Source organism: Diplocloster modestus, from assembly GCF_019042245.1.
GTDB lineage: Bacteria > Bacillota > Clostridia > Lachnospirales > Lachnospiraceae > Diplocloster > Diplocloster modestus.
This window is the reverse complement of sequence record NZ_JAHQCX010000006.1, coordinates 191,264-207,689: the sequence shown is the minus strand read 5'-3', so window position 1 is coordinate 207,689 and position 16,426 is coordinate 191,264. Positions and strand designations below refer to the sequence as shown.

Sequence of the window (16,426 nt, the reverse complement as noted above, 5' to 3'; positions counted from 1 at the left end):
AGCCATTAATTAACAAAACCCGGCAAAGCAATCTCAACATAAAAAACTCCATTGCTGACCATACTTTTATATAGGAAATCATTCTGCAAATGTTAAATACAAGCAAGAAATGAACAAGAAAATAGAATCTGGAGCATGGGAAAATGGAAAAAAAACGGAAGCAATTTTTTAAAGGATGGTATATCAAAGTTCAGAGCGGTAAGACAGAGCTGGCATTGATACCGGGGATCTGTATGACGGCGAAGGGGCAGGGGAAAGCGTTCATTCAGGTGTTTTATGATAACAAGACCTATTTTATACGATATCCGCTGAATCAGGTGTGGATGCAGCCCAACGGCTTCGGAATGCGCATCGGGGAAAATATTTTTACGAAAGACGGGATGAAAATCCGGATTCGCAGTGATAAGTTGAAATTAAGCGGCCATTTTACGTTTTATGATTTCAGAAAACCGGCCTATCCGATCATGGGACCTCTTACCCTGCTGGCAAAACAGATGGAATGCAGTCATCAGATTGTCAGTATGGCCCACCGGGTAGAAGGGATTCTGAAAGTGGATGGAAAGAAACAGACGGTAAAAGACGGGATCGGCTATATTGAGGGAGACAGCGGCTGCCGGTTTCCTCGGGAATACATGTGGATCCATACATTCGAGCATCCGACGTACGGTATTTTCGGCAGAAACAGAAGTATTACGGCTGCCATCGCCGATATTCCGGTGGGGCGCATGAGCTTCCGGGGCTGCTTTGCACTGATCAGTAATGGGAAAAAGGAGATAAGGCTGGCATCGTACAAAGGGGCCAGGGTCCTCTATCGCGATGAAAAAGGATTCGCTATCGCGCAGGGAAAATATCTGTTCAGTGGAAGGATATCCGACAGCGGGCAGGGGACACGCACGCTAATGGCACCTGACACGAAGGGAATGGGGAGAAAAATCAGGGAAAATCTTTCCGGTAAAGTGGAACTGGAATTATTTATACACGGACGCAGAGTGTTGTCATCTGTCTATCCTCAGGCCAGTTATGAGTTAGAAATGCGGGAATCGTAAAGCTTTGCTATATCACGATAGTATCTTTTGGAACTGTAGGTTTCTCAAATGTGTCTACTTTACAAAAAGTTGTTTTTGACTTATCATAACTCCAAGAGCTGATTTGTAAAAAACTGTCTGAAAACGGGGTTTTATGTAAAATTGTGCGTAATTTAATATTTGCGTGAAAGGATTGTGCAGAAATCCGGAAGGCCGTGAGATACCTATGATGGAAAAGATAATGGAATACTTTATGAATAATATGGATAGCTATCTTCTGGCAGTGCGGCAGCATATTTGGGTCAGTTTACTGTCTGTGGCCTGCGCGCTGTTGATCGGTGTTCCATTTGGTATTCTGAGCACCAAAAATGACAGGGCATATCAGCTGGTGACCAGCGTGTTCAATACGTTTCGGATTGTGCCAAGCCTGGCGGTATTAATACTGCTGATCCCTGTGATGGGAACGGGTGTAAAACCGGCGGTAGTGGCGCTTGTCCTGCTGGCGATCCCGCCGATTCTGATCAATACGGCTCTGGCCTACCGCTCTGTTCCGGACTCGGTCGTGGAGTCTGCCAGAGGGATGGGAATGTCTGACGGGCAGCTTTTCTGGAAGGTGCGGATTCCGCTGTCGCTGCCTTTTATATTTACGGGCCTTAAGACGGCGGCGGTGGAAGTGATCGCCAGCGCAACCCTGGCCACTTATATCGGAGGCGGAGGCCTGGGTACGATTATATTCACCGGATTGGGATTGAACCGGACGGACCTGTTGCTGATCGGCGGTCTATCGGTGGCGGTGCTGGCGATATTGGTCAGCGGTATCCTGAATCTGCTGGACAGGAGAATCTTAAGATATACACATCTGGGAACCTCTCAGTAATGATAATCACCATACCTTCGCGTGTATGCGAAAATAGGTTCCGTGAAACTGGTTTTTCAGAATTAAGGGCGTAGTGTATGCGCCAGAGGAGGAAAAAATGAAGAGACTTATGAAGAAAATGGTTTTGCTTTGTATTGCAGGAGTATTGCTTACCGGGATGTTAGCCGGCTGCGGTGGGAAAAAGACGGAGGCGATCCGGGTTGGGACCAAAGATTTTACGGAAAACCTGATCGTGGGCGAGATTTATGCGCTGGCGCTTGAGGACGCGGGATATGAGGTGGAACGCATCTTTGATATCGCCGGAAGTGTGGTGCATACTTCTATAACCAACAATGAAATCGACCTGTATCCGGAATATACAGGGACGGGGCTGCTGACGATTTTACAGCTGCCTATGATTACGGATGCACAGCAGGTGTACGATACCGTAAAAGAAGAATATAAGAAGAAATATGACTTGGTTTGGCTTGATTATGCCCAGGCAAACGACGGGGAAGGCATCGTGATCCGCACGGATGTGGCCGAGAAGCTGGGAATCAGCACCCTGTCCGATCTTCAAAAGCACGCGTCCGAGATCCGCTTTGTGTCCCAGGGGGATTTTGACCAGCGGGAAGATGGGCTGATGGCTTTGGAACAGGTATACGGCCCCTTTGACTGGAAGTCGTCCACCGTCTATGACGGCGGTTTGAGATACTCCGTCCTTTCCAATAACGAAGGAGACGCGGCGCCGGCCTACACTACAGAAGGACCGCTGGTAAAACCGGAATTTACACTGCTGGAAGATGACAAGCATGTATGGCCGCCTTATAATCTAGCTCCGGTGGTACGGCAGGATCTTCTGGATAAATATCCGGATGTGGCGGATATCCTCAACAAGATCAGCGCCGGTCTGGATACGGAGACAGTGACGGAACTGAATGCGGCGGTGGATGTTGATAAGCGGGAATATGAAGAAGTGGCCAAGGAATATTACGATTCCCTGAAATAAATTACAAACGATGCAGACGCGGTAAAATGGAGGCACAGTGTGAGCATATCCATAGAATTTAACGATGTAAGCAAGAAGTTTCAAAATACTTCGGAATACGCCGTGGATCACATCAGTTTTTCGGTAACTCACGGGGAGCTGATCACGATCCTGGGGTCATCCGGCTGCGGAAAGACTACCCTGTTAAAGATGATCAACCGGCTGTACGAACCGGACAGCGGGGTGATCCGGTTTTTCGGTGAGGATATCAGCAGGAACGATCCAGTGGAATTCCGCCGGAAGATCGGCTACGTGATCCAGCAGGTAGGTTTATTTCCCCACATGACCATAGAAAAAAACATAGCCACGGTTCCCAGAATTCTGAAATGGGACAAGGATAAAATCCGCAGCAGAATCGACGAATTGCTGATTCTGGTGGGCCTTGACCCGGAAGAGTACCGGAAGAGATACCCGTCCCAGCTGTCCGGCGGCCAGCAGCAGAGAGTGGGGTTAGCCAGAGCGCTGGCCGCAGATCCGGAGCTGATGCTTCTGGATGAACCTTTTGGCGCCATTGATGCCATCACAAGGTTAAAACTTCAGGATGAGCTGTTGAAGATCCATCAGGCGTCCCGCAAGACTTTTTTATTCGTGACTCACGATATCAATGAAGCGTTTAAGCTTGGCAGCCGGGTATTGATTATGGACGGCGGGAAAATCCAGCAGTTTGATAATCCCAGGAATATCGTTACTAATCCTGCCAATGCCTTTGTGGAATCCCTGATCGACTCGGTCAGGCAGCAGGAACTGTTATGGAAGGAAACCACCTCATGATAGAATACCTGATAAAATACCATGGAAAGCTGGAAAAGGCTCTGTATCAGCATCTGGAGATCGTGCTGCTGACATTGGTTATCTCCATACTGGTGGCGGCGGTGCTGACGGTACTGCTGTTACAGTTCAAACGTCTTTCCGGTTTTGTCATTCATTTGTTTGAGATGATCTACTGTATACCGAGCCTGGCGCTGTTCGCCATCATGATTCCGCTGACCGGCCTTGGGAAAACGACAGCGGTGATTGTTCTGGTGGTATATAATCAGTATCTGCTGCTGCGGAATTTTCTGGACGGCCTGTATCATGTAGATCCGGCCGTTGTGGAAGCTGCTACCGGCATGGGGATGAGCAGGAATCAGATTCTTCTGCAGGTCCGTCTGCCCCTGGCCCGAAAAGCCATCTTCGCGGGCATCCACCTAGCGGTGGTGTCTACGATCGGAACCGCGACCATTGCCGCGACGATCAACGCGGGAGGAATCGGGAGCATCCTGTTTGACGGGCTGAGAACTCTGAATACGGTGAAGATCGTCTGGGGCGCCGTCATGGCCGCCGGACTGGCGGTTGTCGTGAACTGGATCTTAAATGCGGTGGAAAAAAAGATAGGATAATACAAAAGGGGACATGTCCATTTCGGTCTGGGACATGTCCATTCCAGTTTGGACATGTCCCAAACCGAAATGGACATGTCCCCTTTTACTTAAATAGGAGTGACGCGAGATGAAGTATGATTTTGATGAAGTGATAGACAGAAGGGGAACTTACAGTATAAAATGGGATTCCGGCGAGCAGCTGATCCGTAAGGGACTGGCGGTCCGGGTGGACGATGACACGATTCCGCTGTTTACGGCGGATATGGATCTGGCCTGCCCGCAGCCGGTTCTGGAAGCGCTTCGCCGGGTGGTGGATCACCGGATATTCGGGTATTCGGACTGTACGGTAGTTCCGGAATATTACGAGGCGGTTATAAGCTGGTTTCATCGCCGATATGGCTGGCAGATAGAAAAGGATGAGATCCTGTATGTCAATGGAACCGTGGAAGCACTCCAGATCGCGGTGGAAGCTTTCACGCAGGAGGGAGACGGAATTATAATTCAGCGCCCGGTATACGGCCCTTTTTCCGGTACGATTGACAATACACATAGAAAGCTTATCAATAATCAGATGCTTGAACATGAGGGCTATTATACGATCAACTATGAAGATCTGGAGCAAAAGGCGCGGGATCCGCAGAATAAAATGATGTTTCTTTGCAGTCCGCATAATCCGGTTGGCCGTGTCTGGACACCGGAGGAGCTGCGAAAGATTGCCGGTATCTGCAGGAAGAATGACGTCCTTTTGGTGGTGGATGAGATTCATGGAGATATCATCCGCAAGGACGTAAGGTTCTATCCGATGGCTGCCGTAGCGGATACGGATCGCATGATAATCTGTACTGCGGTTAATAAAACCTTTAATCTGGCAGGTCTGCAGTGCTCAAATATTATTATAAAAGATCCGGAGCTTAGGGAGACATTCCGCGCCCACGCCGGGTACAGAGCGCCGACGCCCTTTGCCATAGCTGCCTTGATCGCGGCGTACCAGGAATGCGATGACTGGGTGGGCCAGATGAACGATTACATCGACGGGAATATCCAATGGGTGTTGGATTTCCTGAAGGAGAGGATGCCCAAAGTTAAGTGCGCGCGTCCGGAAGGAACCTATATCCTCTGGATGGATTTTCGCGGGTACGGGCTGCCGGCTGAAGAGATCAGGGACCGCATCTATAACCGGGCTAACGTAATCCTGGAGGCAGGCAGCGTTTTTGATCCGGAGTACGCAGAAGGATACGAGCGGGTCTGCCTGGGAACTCGCAGGTCGCTGATACAGGAGGCTTTTGAAAGGATCGCCCGGCAGTTTTAATGGTTACAATATTTGCTGCCTTGCATGGGTGGATCTGATCTGTCAGGGAAACGGAGAAAACGTATTTACCATTTTTTGTAAAGTTATCTTGAAAAAAGGGCGGTCGTTTGATAAAATAGGCAAATATTATTGGACGATGGAAAGAGCTGACAGTTGTGGTATCAGGATACAGACTTTGCGCAGGACTGTCTGCATCTGTAATTGACCATCAGGTGTTATATCCTATTTGCAATAGAAGTTTAAGTTGTAATTTTGAAGGGTGTAACCTGTCCATTGTTCAATAAGAGGCGGGGAACACCCTTTTAGGATCGCCAATAGGGAAGAATGAAAAATCTGAAAGGATAAGAGAATGGGAAAAACGAAAAAAAGACTGCTGGCCCTGGCGCTGACAGCGGCCGTGTCCATGACGCTGCTGCCGGGAACGGTATATGCGGAAGAAACAGAGGGCGAACAAAGGACTACAGACCCGTGTGTGATCACGGAGGGATGCATGCTGGAGAACAGCCATGAGGGGGAGTGCCGGACAGCGTCAATAAACGGGGAAAATTCATCCCTAATGGCAGGTGGCCAACAAGAAGCTGCTTTTGACAGCTCTATATCGTTGGATATTTATTCTTCTGCTGCGGGGGATGGATATACTTGGGATCATGTTTCCCGTACCCTTACTCTAGCGGGATTGGATCTTCACACGGATAATACATCGCTGTCTCTTCCGGACAAGGCGACGATCGTTTTAACGGACGGAACCCAGAACACGATCACTAACACTCGGGGAGATGGTATTTCGTGCTCCGGTGATATGACGATAACAGGCGGAGGTTCCCTTGATGTTACCAGCGCACGAAATGGAATATTCGGCGGCGTTACGATAAAGGGCGACAGTACGTTAAAAATTCATGCGGGGGATTCCGGTATTTACGTTTTTGATGATAAAGAGCTCTCTATATCGGAAAACGCGGTTCTTGATATTACAGCACAGAAACATGGCCTGTCGACTTCCATTTATATTCCCGTTACGATATCAGGAAGTCCTACGGTAACGATTTCGGCAGGGGAGGATGGAATTTTATGCGGCGATGTCATCCAGATTCTAGGCGGTACCATAGACATCACCGCTGTCAACAACGGAATGTATGCTGACTGGGGCGAGCTTCTCATCGAAAACTGTGCTAAGCTTTCGGTAACCTCTGAAAACAACGGGATTTATTCCGCTGTCGATATGACGATAAAAAACACTCCTTTAGACATGAAAACAAAAGGATGCGGTCTAAGCGCGGAAAATGATCTGAAACTAATAGATATATCGCAGGGAGCATTCTATGCCCATGAGCATGGTGAGGCTGTGGAGGCGGAACACGTCATTTTGGATAACTCTCAGATAACGGTGGAAGGTGAGGGACGCGGGATCAGCTGTTTTGGCAGCGATGGCAGCGTTTCGTTCACGAACGGTTCCGATGTCGGTATCCGGACTACAGAGGCCGGTGTAATTTCAAAGCTCATACTGGGGGATGGCTGCGCACTGGAACTTTCAGGAGGAACCTCATCTGCAATAAGTCAAAGCAGCGTATGGACCATAGAACAGGGAGCTTCCCTGACGAACCGCGGCAGCCTTTCTAATAAAGGCACCCTAACAGGTGCGGGCAGTTTCCGAAACGGCGGGGTTTTTATACAAGAACCGGAGGGCGCATTTTCTCTTACCGGCCAGCTTCAGAGCGAACCGGGAAGTAAAGTATTTATATCGGGAGCGGAGGAGGAACTTGAAAACAGGCTGTCCCAGCTTGGGACGGTTTACCGGATATGCGAGGCTATCCTCGATTACACACAAGAAACACCGCCTGCGGACGGGGATGGATATGCATGGGATCAGGAAACAAAAACGCTTACGCTGTCCGGTTTCAAGATGGATCTCTCTTCTCTGAACGAAGGCGAAACGGCGATACATCTTCCTGAGGGAGCAAAAATAAAACTTATATCCGGAACTGATAATACAATAATAGTAAATGGCAATGAGAAAAAAGCCCTTCGTTCTGAAGGTGGTCTGCTTATCTATGGTGGCGGCTCGCTTTTCATAAACAATCAAAAGGGAATTGCCGTGGATGCCGGCAATGAGCTTACAATCGCGGACAGCGCCGTGACAATCAGCTCCCCGTTTGGAATTGCGGCACAGTCGCTCAACGTATCCTACGCGCAGCTGATGGTGATGGCGACAGAAGGGCCCTCTGTTTCTGCGACCGCCGGTATTCGAATCAAAGACTCCAGGCTGGGGCTTTACAGCCTTGGGGATACGGTGGTTCGGGTTCTGAAGTCGGATTTAGGACCGGATGCTATAAATATGAAAGGTCTGCCGGACAACATGACGGTATCGGAAGTGGGTGGAGTCTATATTATTACGGATCAGGACACAAACGCGATTCAAACGCTGGAATTGTCCGATTATAAATTAGGCCATGTAATTATTTTTGAAAGTAATTGCGGTATAGAGGTGCCAACTGCGCTGGTGGAACATAATGGAAGCGGAAAACAGCCCGAATTGTCAAGAGACGGTTACACTCTGACCGGGTGGTACGCGACAAAGGACTTTTCAGGCAGCCGCTATGATTTTGCAACCCCGGTTACGCAGGATCTGACTCTCTATGCAAAGTGGGAGAAGACCGTTTATGAGGTAACGGTACTGACCGACGGCAATGGCACGGCTTACCCCTCGCACTCCCAAGCCCCGGAAGGAACGGAAATTACTTTAACTGCCGCAGCGAATGAAGGTTTCCGATTCAAAGAATGGCAAGTTGTGTCCGGAGGTGCGGCCGTCATAGGAAATAAGTTCATCATGCCTGCCGGGAATGTTACCGTGAAGGCAATATTTGAAAAAGACAGCATCATCCCTCCGGACCATACGCACAGCTGCAGTACCGGTTGGAAGTCGGATGCGGTATATCATTGGCATGAATGTACTTGCGGGGAAAGGATCGACATGGCCGCCCATACCTTTGGCGATTGGACGGTGACGAAGGCGGCCGGGGCTAACGAGGCAGGCAGCCGTGAAAAAAGCTGTACGGTCTGCGGATACAAAGTGACTGAGACGATCCCGGCCACGGGCGGCGGACCGGATTTGAAGGCGGGCAGCCCGCAGACGGGTGATAACGGCAATATGGAGCTTTGGATCGGTCTGCTTATTCTGGCAGGCGCGGGTCTGACCGGTACTTTGGTTTATACTCGGAAAAAGAAATACAGCTGAGGGGACTTTCACGTGTTTGTGTATACCCGCTGCTTGAGGCAGGGCACAGAGACAGTATAAAAGCCAGGTTCAGAAACCGAGCCTATTCACCGGAAACACATCATGTGTTCCTGGTGAATAGGCTCTTTATTTATATACCTGAAGAATCGGTAACAGTGATACCATAGTCCGCCAGACAATGTTTCAGGCCGCAGACCGAATCAGAGAACCGGATTCCAAACGAAGTAATTTTGCTGTTGTCGATCATAAGATTTCTGGGCCGATTCATGAACCGTGTCCTGTCCGGCAGCAGCAGATCCTTGCGATTCCCGCATCCGAGCACATCCATCCATTTTTGTACGGTTTCCAATGTGCTGAATTCATTTGCGCTGCCAAAATTATAAACGCCGCCCGGTATAAAGAGAGCCTTCCTAAGCCCGGTTACCACCTCATGGACCCAGGTGATTCCCCGGAAATCATAGACAGGAAGCGTAAGCTTCTCACCCCGGATCAGGGCGTTCAGAAGCTGAAGCAGCAGATTCTGATGCGTCCGCTTCCCCAATGCCGGCAGATCATACATCCAGGTCAGACGCAGACAGACTGTGTCCGGCAGCAGAGAGAAAAGCTCCTGCTCCGCCCGCAGCTTGCTGATTCCATAGACATTGGTGGGAGCCGCGGCATCTTCTTCCCGGTTGGGGGCCATTTCGCCGCTGTTATGGTAAATCTGGTCGGAACTCATAAAAATCAACCGGGCCGCGTTTGCCTTACAGGCCTCGGCCAGATACAGCGGCCCCATAACATTTACCTGTTCACAAAGAGACGGATGTTCTTCACAGAATCCTACATCCGACAGGGCAGCGCAGTGAAGCACAAAGTCCGGCCGCAGTTCCTTCACAACATCCGCGACTTCCTGCCGGTTCGTAATATCCAGCCGGGAATGCCCGATCCGGTATACCGTACAGAGTTTGTGCAAATCATCTGCCAGGCGGGAGCCGAGGAATCCGTCGGCTCCGGTAACCATGATTTTTGTGTTCCGGTCTATGTTATGGGAAACCTCATGGTCCCTGTAGAAATTTTCCTGCGATTCTTTATCGTTCTTTAATTCTGTCATAAAACCTCCCGGAGACATCCGACTTCTCATTTATTTTCTTCAACCCTGCGATTCCACAGTAACCGTGCCGTCTTCTTCCACCGTAATTTTCATCCCTGAGTTAACATAATCTAAAAAATCTTCCCCCAGGTTATCCACGGTGGGCATGGACTGGTCCGTCCACACATCCGCCAGGATAGCGCCGGCGGCGGCCAGAGAATCGATCGGTTTGGAAAAAAGCAGGCAGGCAGGCTGCCGATGCATGGAGGCAGCCGTATATAAAACCATGCCGCCGGTGGTGGAACCGATGGTCTGAGGCAGGCACAGAGCTTTGCCGGCCATCTGTTTCCCGTTCAGATCGGGATTATTCTGATCCGAACAGGTAGCGTTCTTATCTCCGAACATGAGGCTCTTCTGAAAACTGGCCAGTGTGTTAAATCCCGCGTGGGTGACCAGAGCCTCAGCGGTAACCCGGCCCGGAACTACCGGACGGCCTTTGAATGTCTTTTTCATAAGCTGCCTCCTTTCGATAGGTAAGAGAGTATCTGTTCATCCCGGAAATACCGGGCGCTGGTATAGGTGCGAAGCTTATTGGAACTGGTAATAACCGGCATTTTCCCACACATCGGATTGTTCATGTACATCAATGGGCAAATATAGCTTAAGACAACGCCGGCCTCCCTCAAACGGGCGGCTTCCGGCGTGGCGGTAAACTTCTTAAGCACAGCCGGGGACGTAGTCATCACGGTCGGGACCGCTACCTTACTGCGGCCTGCCTGCCGAAGGGATTCCGGCAGCGCCTTGCTCCAGTGAACCAGCTGTTCGTAGGATAAATGCGGACATCCGATGAAACAGAGCTTCGGAGCGGCGGACGGATCTTTCCAGATACAGGGATATTCCCGCTGCACCCGTTCCAACTCCGCGTCGTCAATCACATACGTTTTGGCATCGGCTTTGATCAGGGAGCCGCCTAAGCGGACGGCCTCCGGGGTCAGGTTTTCGATGTGATACAGCCCGACCGCTCCGTTGGAAGCGGTGGCGGCGCCCATATCCTTCAGATAATCTCTGGCATCCTGATTCAATTCGGCGCCAAGCCAATGGTCCAATCCTTTGATGTAAGGGACATCCTCCATCACTTTCATGCCGATGGCGCTGCCCAGGACCTGGGCCTCCGGTTTCTTAGAGGTTCGGATCTCCACGATCCAGTCCGCCTGCCTGCCCTCGTCGGTCAGCAGGCCGAAATACGGAACCCGTCCGGCGATACTGCCGAACAGCTCGATGATACCGGAGTTCCGGTTGCACCTGGCTCCCAGGACGCTGTTGGCGTAGACCACGGCGCTGCTCTCCGCCCAGGAGAGGATCTCCCCTTCTTTGGGCGTATTGCCCACCTGGTCAAAATAACAGGCGCAGGTGAAAGGATCATTGTCCAGAAGGCCCAACTGTGTCAGCTGCCCTTCGTACATCTCCTGTTTGGAGTACATGATCTTAAAAAATAGTTTTTGTATCAGGTTCGCCGGAACATTTTTATCCAGCGGACGGGGATCGATGCTGAATTGCTGCTTGGACAGTGCGCCGCCTTTGATTAGTTCGTCCATCAGGCCGTACACCGGGTCCAGAACAGACAGGCCGAAGCTGGTGACCAGATGGCCGTATTTACCTGTGACAGGAACCATTTTGGATGCGCCGAAGGTTTCGCCGTACATGACCAGGGTTTTCATCACCTTGGCCATGGCTTCTCCCTGGCGGCCGTCCAGCATTTCCTGTTCTTCCGCCGTTAACTGCATGGATGCCATGAGCATTCTCCTTTCTTGATTTCCACGGGAAAGTGCGCCTGTGGAATAAATAAGCCCCCTTTAAATTTTGCTGCCCAGGGTATAGGCGGCTCTGACAGCCTCCAGAACCTTGCCGGGAGCAAAACTGTCCCCGATCTGGTAGAGCTCCGGGGCAATATGGTTTCTCTGAGCTTCCAGGAACAGGGAAGCGTCCTCGCGGCCGCCGGCAGCCAGTACGATCAGATCGGCCTTCAGAACCTTCGAAGTGGTTTCGGTGCCAAGCTTGGGCGCCAGGGGATTTTCTATGTTTTTCGGCAGGATAGGCTGCCAGGTTATGTAGGGATCGGGTACCCCCTTGGAAATATTTTGCTCTACCGTCACCTCGTTACCGTGGAAAGATACGACCTTACAGCAGTTTAATAAGGTGACGCCCGCCTGCTTCATATAATGGATCAGATGACCGCGGTTGGCGGTACAGGTGCCGTCCATGAAGTAGCTGGTCATCTCGACTACGGTAACCTCGCAGTTGTGCTCATAACTCAGCCAATATGCGGTTTCGCAGCCCACTACACCGCCGCCGACCACAAGGATTTTCCTGGCATTGCCAAGCTTCTCGGGATGGCAGAGAAGATCGGAGGCCTCCACCGTGGGCGCTGCGTCGATGCCGGGAACCGGCAGAGCGGAGGGTTTGGTGCCGGTGGCAAAGATGATGCTGTCATATTGTTCCTGCCGCAGCTGTTCGGGGCTGGCCTCGGTATTCAGGCACAGGGTCAGGTTGCCTTCGGATGCCGCCTTGATGGCCTGGCGTTCCAGATAGAGGCGGTAGTTATCCAGGTCGAATTTGATCTTTGGAACAGATCCGGGGATCAGTTTGCCGCCCAGCCGGTCCTCTTTTTCGAACAGGGTCACCTGGTGTCCACGGCCGGCGGCAGTGGTCGCGAAGAGGATACCGGCCGGCCCTCCGCCGACGACAGCGATCTTCTTCGGCTTTGCAGGCGCGGGAGGGACCTCCGGCAGGAGATGTTCGAAGGAAGTCCGGGCATTGACCGCGCACTGGGGATGGCCGCCGTCCACGAATTCATTGATGCAGCCCTCCTGACAGCCGATGCAGGGAGTAATTTCTTCCACATGGCCGGAATAAGCTTTGCGGGGCCAATCCGGGTCGGCCAGAAGAGGGCGGCCCAGCATGACCATATCGCATTTTTCATCCCGCAGCGCCTGTTCCGCCAGATCCGGGTAGCCAAGCTTGCCAACGGCGACTACCGGAACCGGAACTCCCGCGTTTGATACAATGTCATGTTCTGAGAAATATTGTTTGACGGTCCGGGCTACATCAAGGAAACAGCCCGCAGGCATTCCGGCGGGGGGATGGGGCAGCCACCAGTTGTCATAACAGCCCAGATCCACATCAAAAATATCCACGCCGGCTTCCACCAGATGCTTCATGTAATCCAGAGTCATTTCCACGGTCCGTCCGTTTTTGAATTTCTTTAACGGATTTCTCTCCATGGTGTCCCCGTAGGTTTCATTCAGGGCCAGGGACAGATCGATCCGGTACATGATCGGATAGTCGTCGCCAACCCTTTTGCGGATCTCCCTGACGGAGTCCAGACCGAACGCCTGCCAGTCCGCGAAATGCCCCAGCTTCCGGTGGTTGAACGCGGGATTGGTAAGCTGTTCCATGAGGTAGCCTTCGTGTCCGTGCAGATAGACGCCGTCCAGTCCGGCGGCTTTGGCGTCCGCGGCGGCCTGGCCTGTGTTCTTGACAATTTTCTTGATTTTGTGTCCGGACAGGCGCATGCAGGGAATTTGCGACATGTAAAAATTGGGATTGAAGGATGCGCTGACCGGGAATTTTAACTCATTGATCAGGCACTGGGGATTTCCCACCCGCCCCAGCCCGGCGGTCAGCTGCACGAAGATTTTGGCGCCGTAGACATGGACGCCTTCCGCCAGATCCCGCCAGCCCGCGAACACGGTGCGGCTCCGGTCGATACGGGGAAAATAGGTCAGTTTGCCAAGCTCGGTGATGGAATGGTCAATGCCGTGACTGATGGGAACCAGGCCGGTGGTGAGCAGGCCGGTTCCGCCTTTGGCCCGGGCGAAAAAGTATTGGAGCATTTTGTCGTTGGGCCTGCCGGTCTCCTCGCACATATCGATATTTCCCATGGGAGCCATAACCAGCCGGTTCTTAACGGTCATGCGGTTGATCCGGATCGGGGAAAACATCGAGGTGTAAGGGTAGAGATTCTGCGTCATTCTGGCACAGCCCGCGCGGACCGCGGAGTCGTCGGTGACCCAGCTGCCGTAGCTGTCTACCAGGCGCTGTACGAGAGCATCTGTTTTCATGGGGGAATTCCTCCTTCTCTAGAGAACGAATATTCTTCTACTATGATTGTATCTGGGTTGGAGGAGGATGTCAAATAATTAACAATTCCGGTGTTCTTAACGAATGTGGAAAAATGATGCGGCTCATGATACAATGAAGCGTAGAAAACGACTGCGAAAAGGAGAGGATGAGCGCAATGAAGATAACCTACATCGGTCACAGCGGTTTCTCTGTGGAGCTGGAGGAGGCCGTATTGATATTTGACTATTATCAGGGGACGATCCCGGAGTTTGACGGCAGGAAGCCGATTTATGTATTTGTCAGCCACAAGCATCACGATCATTTCAATCAGGAGATCTTCGCGCTGTCGGATCAGTATCCGGATGTAACCTATATATTGTCCTCGGATACCCGAATGAACGAAAAATACATGGAACGCAGGGGCATACCGGCAGCGGCCAGAGAACATATAATATATATAGGTAAAAATGCGGAACAGGTTCTGCAAGGCCCGGGTGATACGAGAGTGACGGTGGAGACGCTGGCCTCCACGGATGAAGGCGTGGCTTTCCTTGTCGGTATGGGAGACAGATGTATTTATCATGCCGGAGATCTGAACTGGTGGTCCTGGGAAGGAGAGAACGATGACGATGAGCGCCGCATGGAGGAAAATTTCAAGCGGGAAATGAAAAAGCTGGAGGGCAGGCGTTTTGATGCCGCATTCCTGCCGCTGGATCCAAGGCAGGAGGACCGGTTTTCCTGGGGATTCGATGTGTTTATGAGAACGGCGGATGCCGGAAAGGCGATTCCCATGCATTTCTGGGGAGATTACTCCGTGATTCCCAAGCTGCTCTCCCTGGATTGCTCGAAGCCTTATCGTGACCGGGTGGTAGAGATTACACGGGAGGGACAAGTGTTTGAGTTTTAGAGCGATGAATGAAGGCGGCGCAGGCGGATGGATATAGAATAAGGAATATGTGAAATAAGCTGCGACAGACATAGAGATAAGCCCTGGGCAACAGATTGGCTGTAAATGAGGAAGATAGGAAGAAAGGAAGAGGAGACAATGCCCCCTTTATATCTATTGATAAAGCCGGCATCATCTAATTGCAATATGCACTGTGATTATTGCTTTTATTGTGATGAGGCAAAGAAACGGGAACAATATTCTTATGGATACATGGAAGCGGATACGGCGGAAAATATGGTGAAAAAGGCGCTGGAAGAGGCGGAGGGCCAATGTACCTTTGCCTTTCAGGGCGGGGAGCCGACACTGGCCGGCCTTCCCTTTTTTCAACACTTCGTGTCGGCGGTGGAACAATATAATAAGAAAGGGCTGCCGGTCAGCTATGCGATTCAGACCAATGGGTTTGACCTGGCGGAGGAATGGTTTCCGTTTTTGAAGAAACACAAGTTTTTGGTGGGCGTATCCCTGGACGGGCCGAAGAGCTGTCAGGACATGCACCGCCATGGGCCGGGCGGCGCCAGTACGTTCCAGCGGGTCTGGTCTACCATACGTAAGCTTAAGAAGTACGGGATCGAGTTTAATGTGCTGACGGTGTTAAACGGTTCCAACGCGCCGAAAATCGGAGAGATCTACCGGTTCCTGACCGAGAAAGAGATCTGGTATCAACAGTATATTCCCTGTCTGGACCCACTGGGAGAGGATAAGGGAAATGAGAGGTACTCGCTTTCGGCGGATCAGCTGGGGGAAGCCTTAAAGGAACTGTTTGATCTGTGGTATGAAGATTTGATCCACGGCAAATATGTGTATATCCGCCAGTTCGAGAACTGGGTCGGAATCCTGAAAGGATTTGTGCCGGAGAGCTGTAATATGTGCGGCAGATGCAGTGTCCAGACTGTGGTAGAAGCCAACGGGGATGTGTATCCCTGTGATTTTTACGTGGTGGACCGGTACCGGATCGGAAATGTGAACGCGGACAGTTTCGCGGATATGAGAGATTCCGATACCGCCAGAGAATATCTGGAGCCGTCACTGGAGACAGATGAGGCGTGTAAAGACTGCAAATGGTATCCCCTGTGCAGAGGCGGATGCAGAAGAGAACGGGATTACGGGGAAGAGAAACTGAGACTGAATTGCTTTTGCGGGGCATACCAAGCGTTTTTCCCTTACGTGATCGAACGCCTGGAACAATTGGCATCTGCCCAGTAGAGAGGGGACTGGCACATTCCGTCAGAAGGATTGGCCAGTATGCAACAAATGGCGGAAGGGGCCTGTCCCCGGAAGCCGGCATAAGTGGAAAAGCTTCGCCTTCCGGGAAGACGAGTGCGGTAGCGTATATAAAGAGGGGACTGGCACATTCCGTCAGAAGAGTTGGCCGGTGTGTAACAAATGGCGGAAGGGGCCTGTCCCCGGAAGCCGGCATAAGTGGAAAAGCTTCGCCTTCCGGGAAGACGAGTGCGG

The 16,426-nt window shown here is 51.4% G+C and carries 13 protein-coding genes; 9 read left to right on the top strand and 4 right to left on the bottom strand.

Translation table 11 applies throughout. The features are described 5' to 3' along the window. Positions 1-143: 143 nt before the first annotated feature. The 7 genes from KTH90_RS11245 to KTH90_RS11215 all read left to right on the top strand — a co-directional run bounded on the left by KTH90_RS11245 (position 144) and on the right by KTH90_RS11215 (position 8,831). A complete protein-coding gene (locus tag KTH90_RS11245; protein WP_158352496.1) occupies positions 144-1,046 on the top strand; it encodes a hypothetical protein in 903 nt (300 codons plus the stop codon). A gap of 205 nt (positions 1,047-1,251) precedes the next feature. Continuing rightward, positions 1,252-1,902, top strand: a complete 651-nt coding sequence (locus tag KTH90_RS11240) for an ABC transporter permease (RefSeq protein WP_158347008.1) — start codon at positions 1,252-1,254, stop codon at positions 1,900-1,902. 97 nt (positions 1,903-1,999) lie between these two features. Continuing rightward, positions 2,000-2,890: a glycine betaine ABC transporter substrate-binding protein gene (locus KTH90_RS11235; protein ID WP_158347007.1), complete on the top strand. Its 891-nt coding sequence runs from the start codon at positions 2,000-2,002 to the stop codon at positions 2,888-2,890. 39 nt (positions 2,891-2,929) lie between these two features. After that, positions 2,930-3,700: an ABC transporter ATP-binding protein gene (locus tag KTH90_RS11230; RefSeq protein ID WP_158352495.1), complete on the top strand. Its 771-nt coding sequence runs from the start codon at positions 2,930-2,932 to the stop codon at positions 3,698-3,700. Beyond that, positions 3,679-4,308: an ABC transporter permease gene (locus tag KTH90_RS11225; RefSeq protein ID WP_330655976.1), complete on the top strand. Its 630-nt coding sequence runs from the start codon at positions 3,679-3,681 to the stop codon at positions 4,306-4,308. The genes KTH90_RS11230 and KTH90_RS11225 overlap by 22 nt, the downstream gene beginning before the upstream one ends. Before the next feature lie 109 nt (positions 4,309-4,417). Next, the gene (locus KTH90_RS11220; RefSeq protein WP_238726812.1) at positions 4,418-5,599 is read left to right on the top strand and encodes a MalY/PatB family protein; all 1,182 of its coding nucleotides are present in this window, start codon (positions 4,418-4,420) and stop codon (positions 5,597-5,599) included. A 349-nt stretch (positions 5,600-5,948) separates the two neighbouring features. Next, complete coding sequence (locus KTH90_RS11215) at positions 5,949-8,831, top strand: carbohydrate-binding domain-containing protein (protein ID WP_238726811.1); 2,883 nt, start codon at positions 5,949-5,951, stop codon at positions 8,829-8,831. Between the two features lie 130 nt (positions 8,832-8,961). Here KTH90_RS11215 and KTH90_RS11210 read toward each other — a convergent pair whose 3' ends face one another. Genes KTH90_RS11210 through KTH90_RS11195 form a run of 4 tightly spaced genes read right to left on the bottom strand, consistent with a single transcriptional unit; the run spans position 8,962 to position 14,021 of the window. Continuing rightward, on the bottom strand, positions 8,962-9,921 hold the full coding sequence (locus KTH90_RS11210; protein WP_238726810.1) for an SDR family oxidoreductase: 960 nt from the start codon (positions 9,919-9,921) through the stop codon (positions 8,962-8,964). A 39-nt stretch (positions 9,922-9,960) separates the two neighbouring features. Next, entirely contained in the window at positions 9,961-10,413 is a 453-nt protein-coding gene (locus KTH90_RS11205; RefSeq protein ID WP_158352491.1) for an aconitase X swivel domain-containing protein, read from the bottom strand. Then, positions 10,410-11,693, bottom strand: coding sequence for an aconitase X (locus KTH90_RS11200; RefSeq protein ID WP_330655975.1), 1,284 nt, complete (start codon positions 11,691-11,693; stop codon positions 10,410-10,412). Before KTH90_RS11200 ends, KTH90_RS11205 begins: the two co-directional genes overlap by 4 nt. Positions 11,694-11,753: 60 nt before the next feature. Then, entirely contained in the window at positions 11,754-14,021 is a 2,268-nt protein-coding gene (locus KTH90_RS11195; protein WP_238726809.1) for an oxidoreductase, read from the bottom strand. Positions 14,022-14,197: 176 nt separating this feature from the next. On the opposite strand from KTH90_RS11195, the gene KTH90_RS11190 reads away from it, so the two are divergent. Both KTH90_RS11190 and KTH90_RS11185 read left to right on the top strand, forming a co-directional pair. Continuing rightward, entirely contained in the window at positions 14,198-14,929 is a 732-nt protein-coding gene (locus KTH90_RS11190) for an MBL fold metallo-hydrolase (protein ID WP_158352489.1), read from the top strand. 138 nt (positions 14,930-15,067) lie between these two features. Next, positions 15,068-16,174 (top strand): anaerobic sulfatase maturase, encoded by a 1,107-nt coding sequence (locus tag KTH90_RS11185; protein ID WP_238726808.1) that lies wholly within the window; start codon positions 15,068-15,070, stop codon positions 16,172-16,174. The last annotated feature ends 252 nt before the right edge of the window (positions 16,175-16,426 follow it).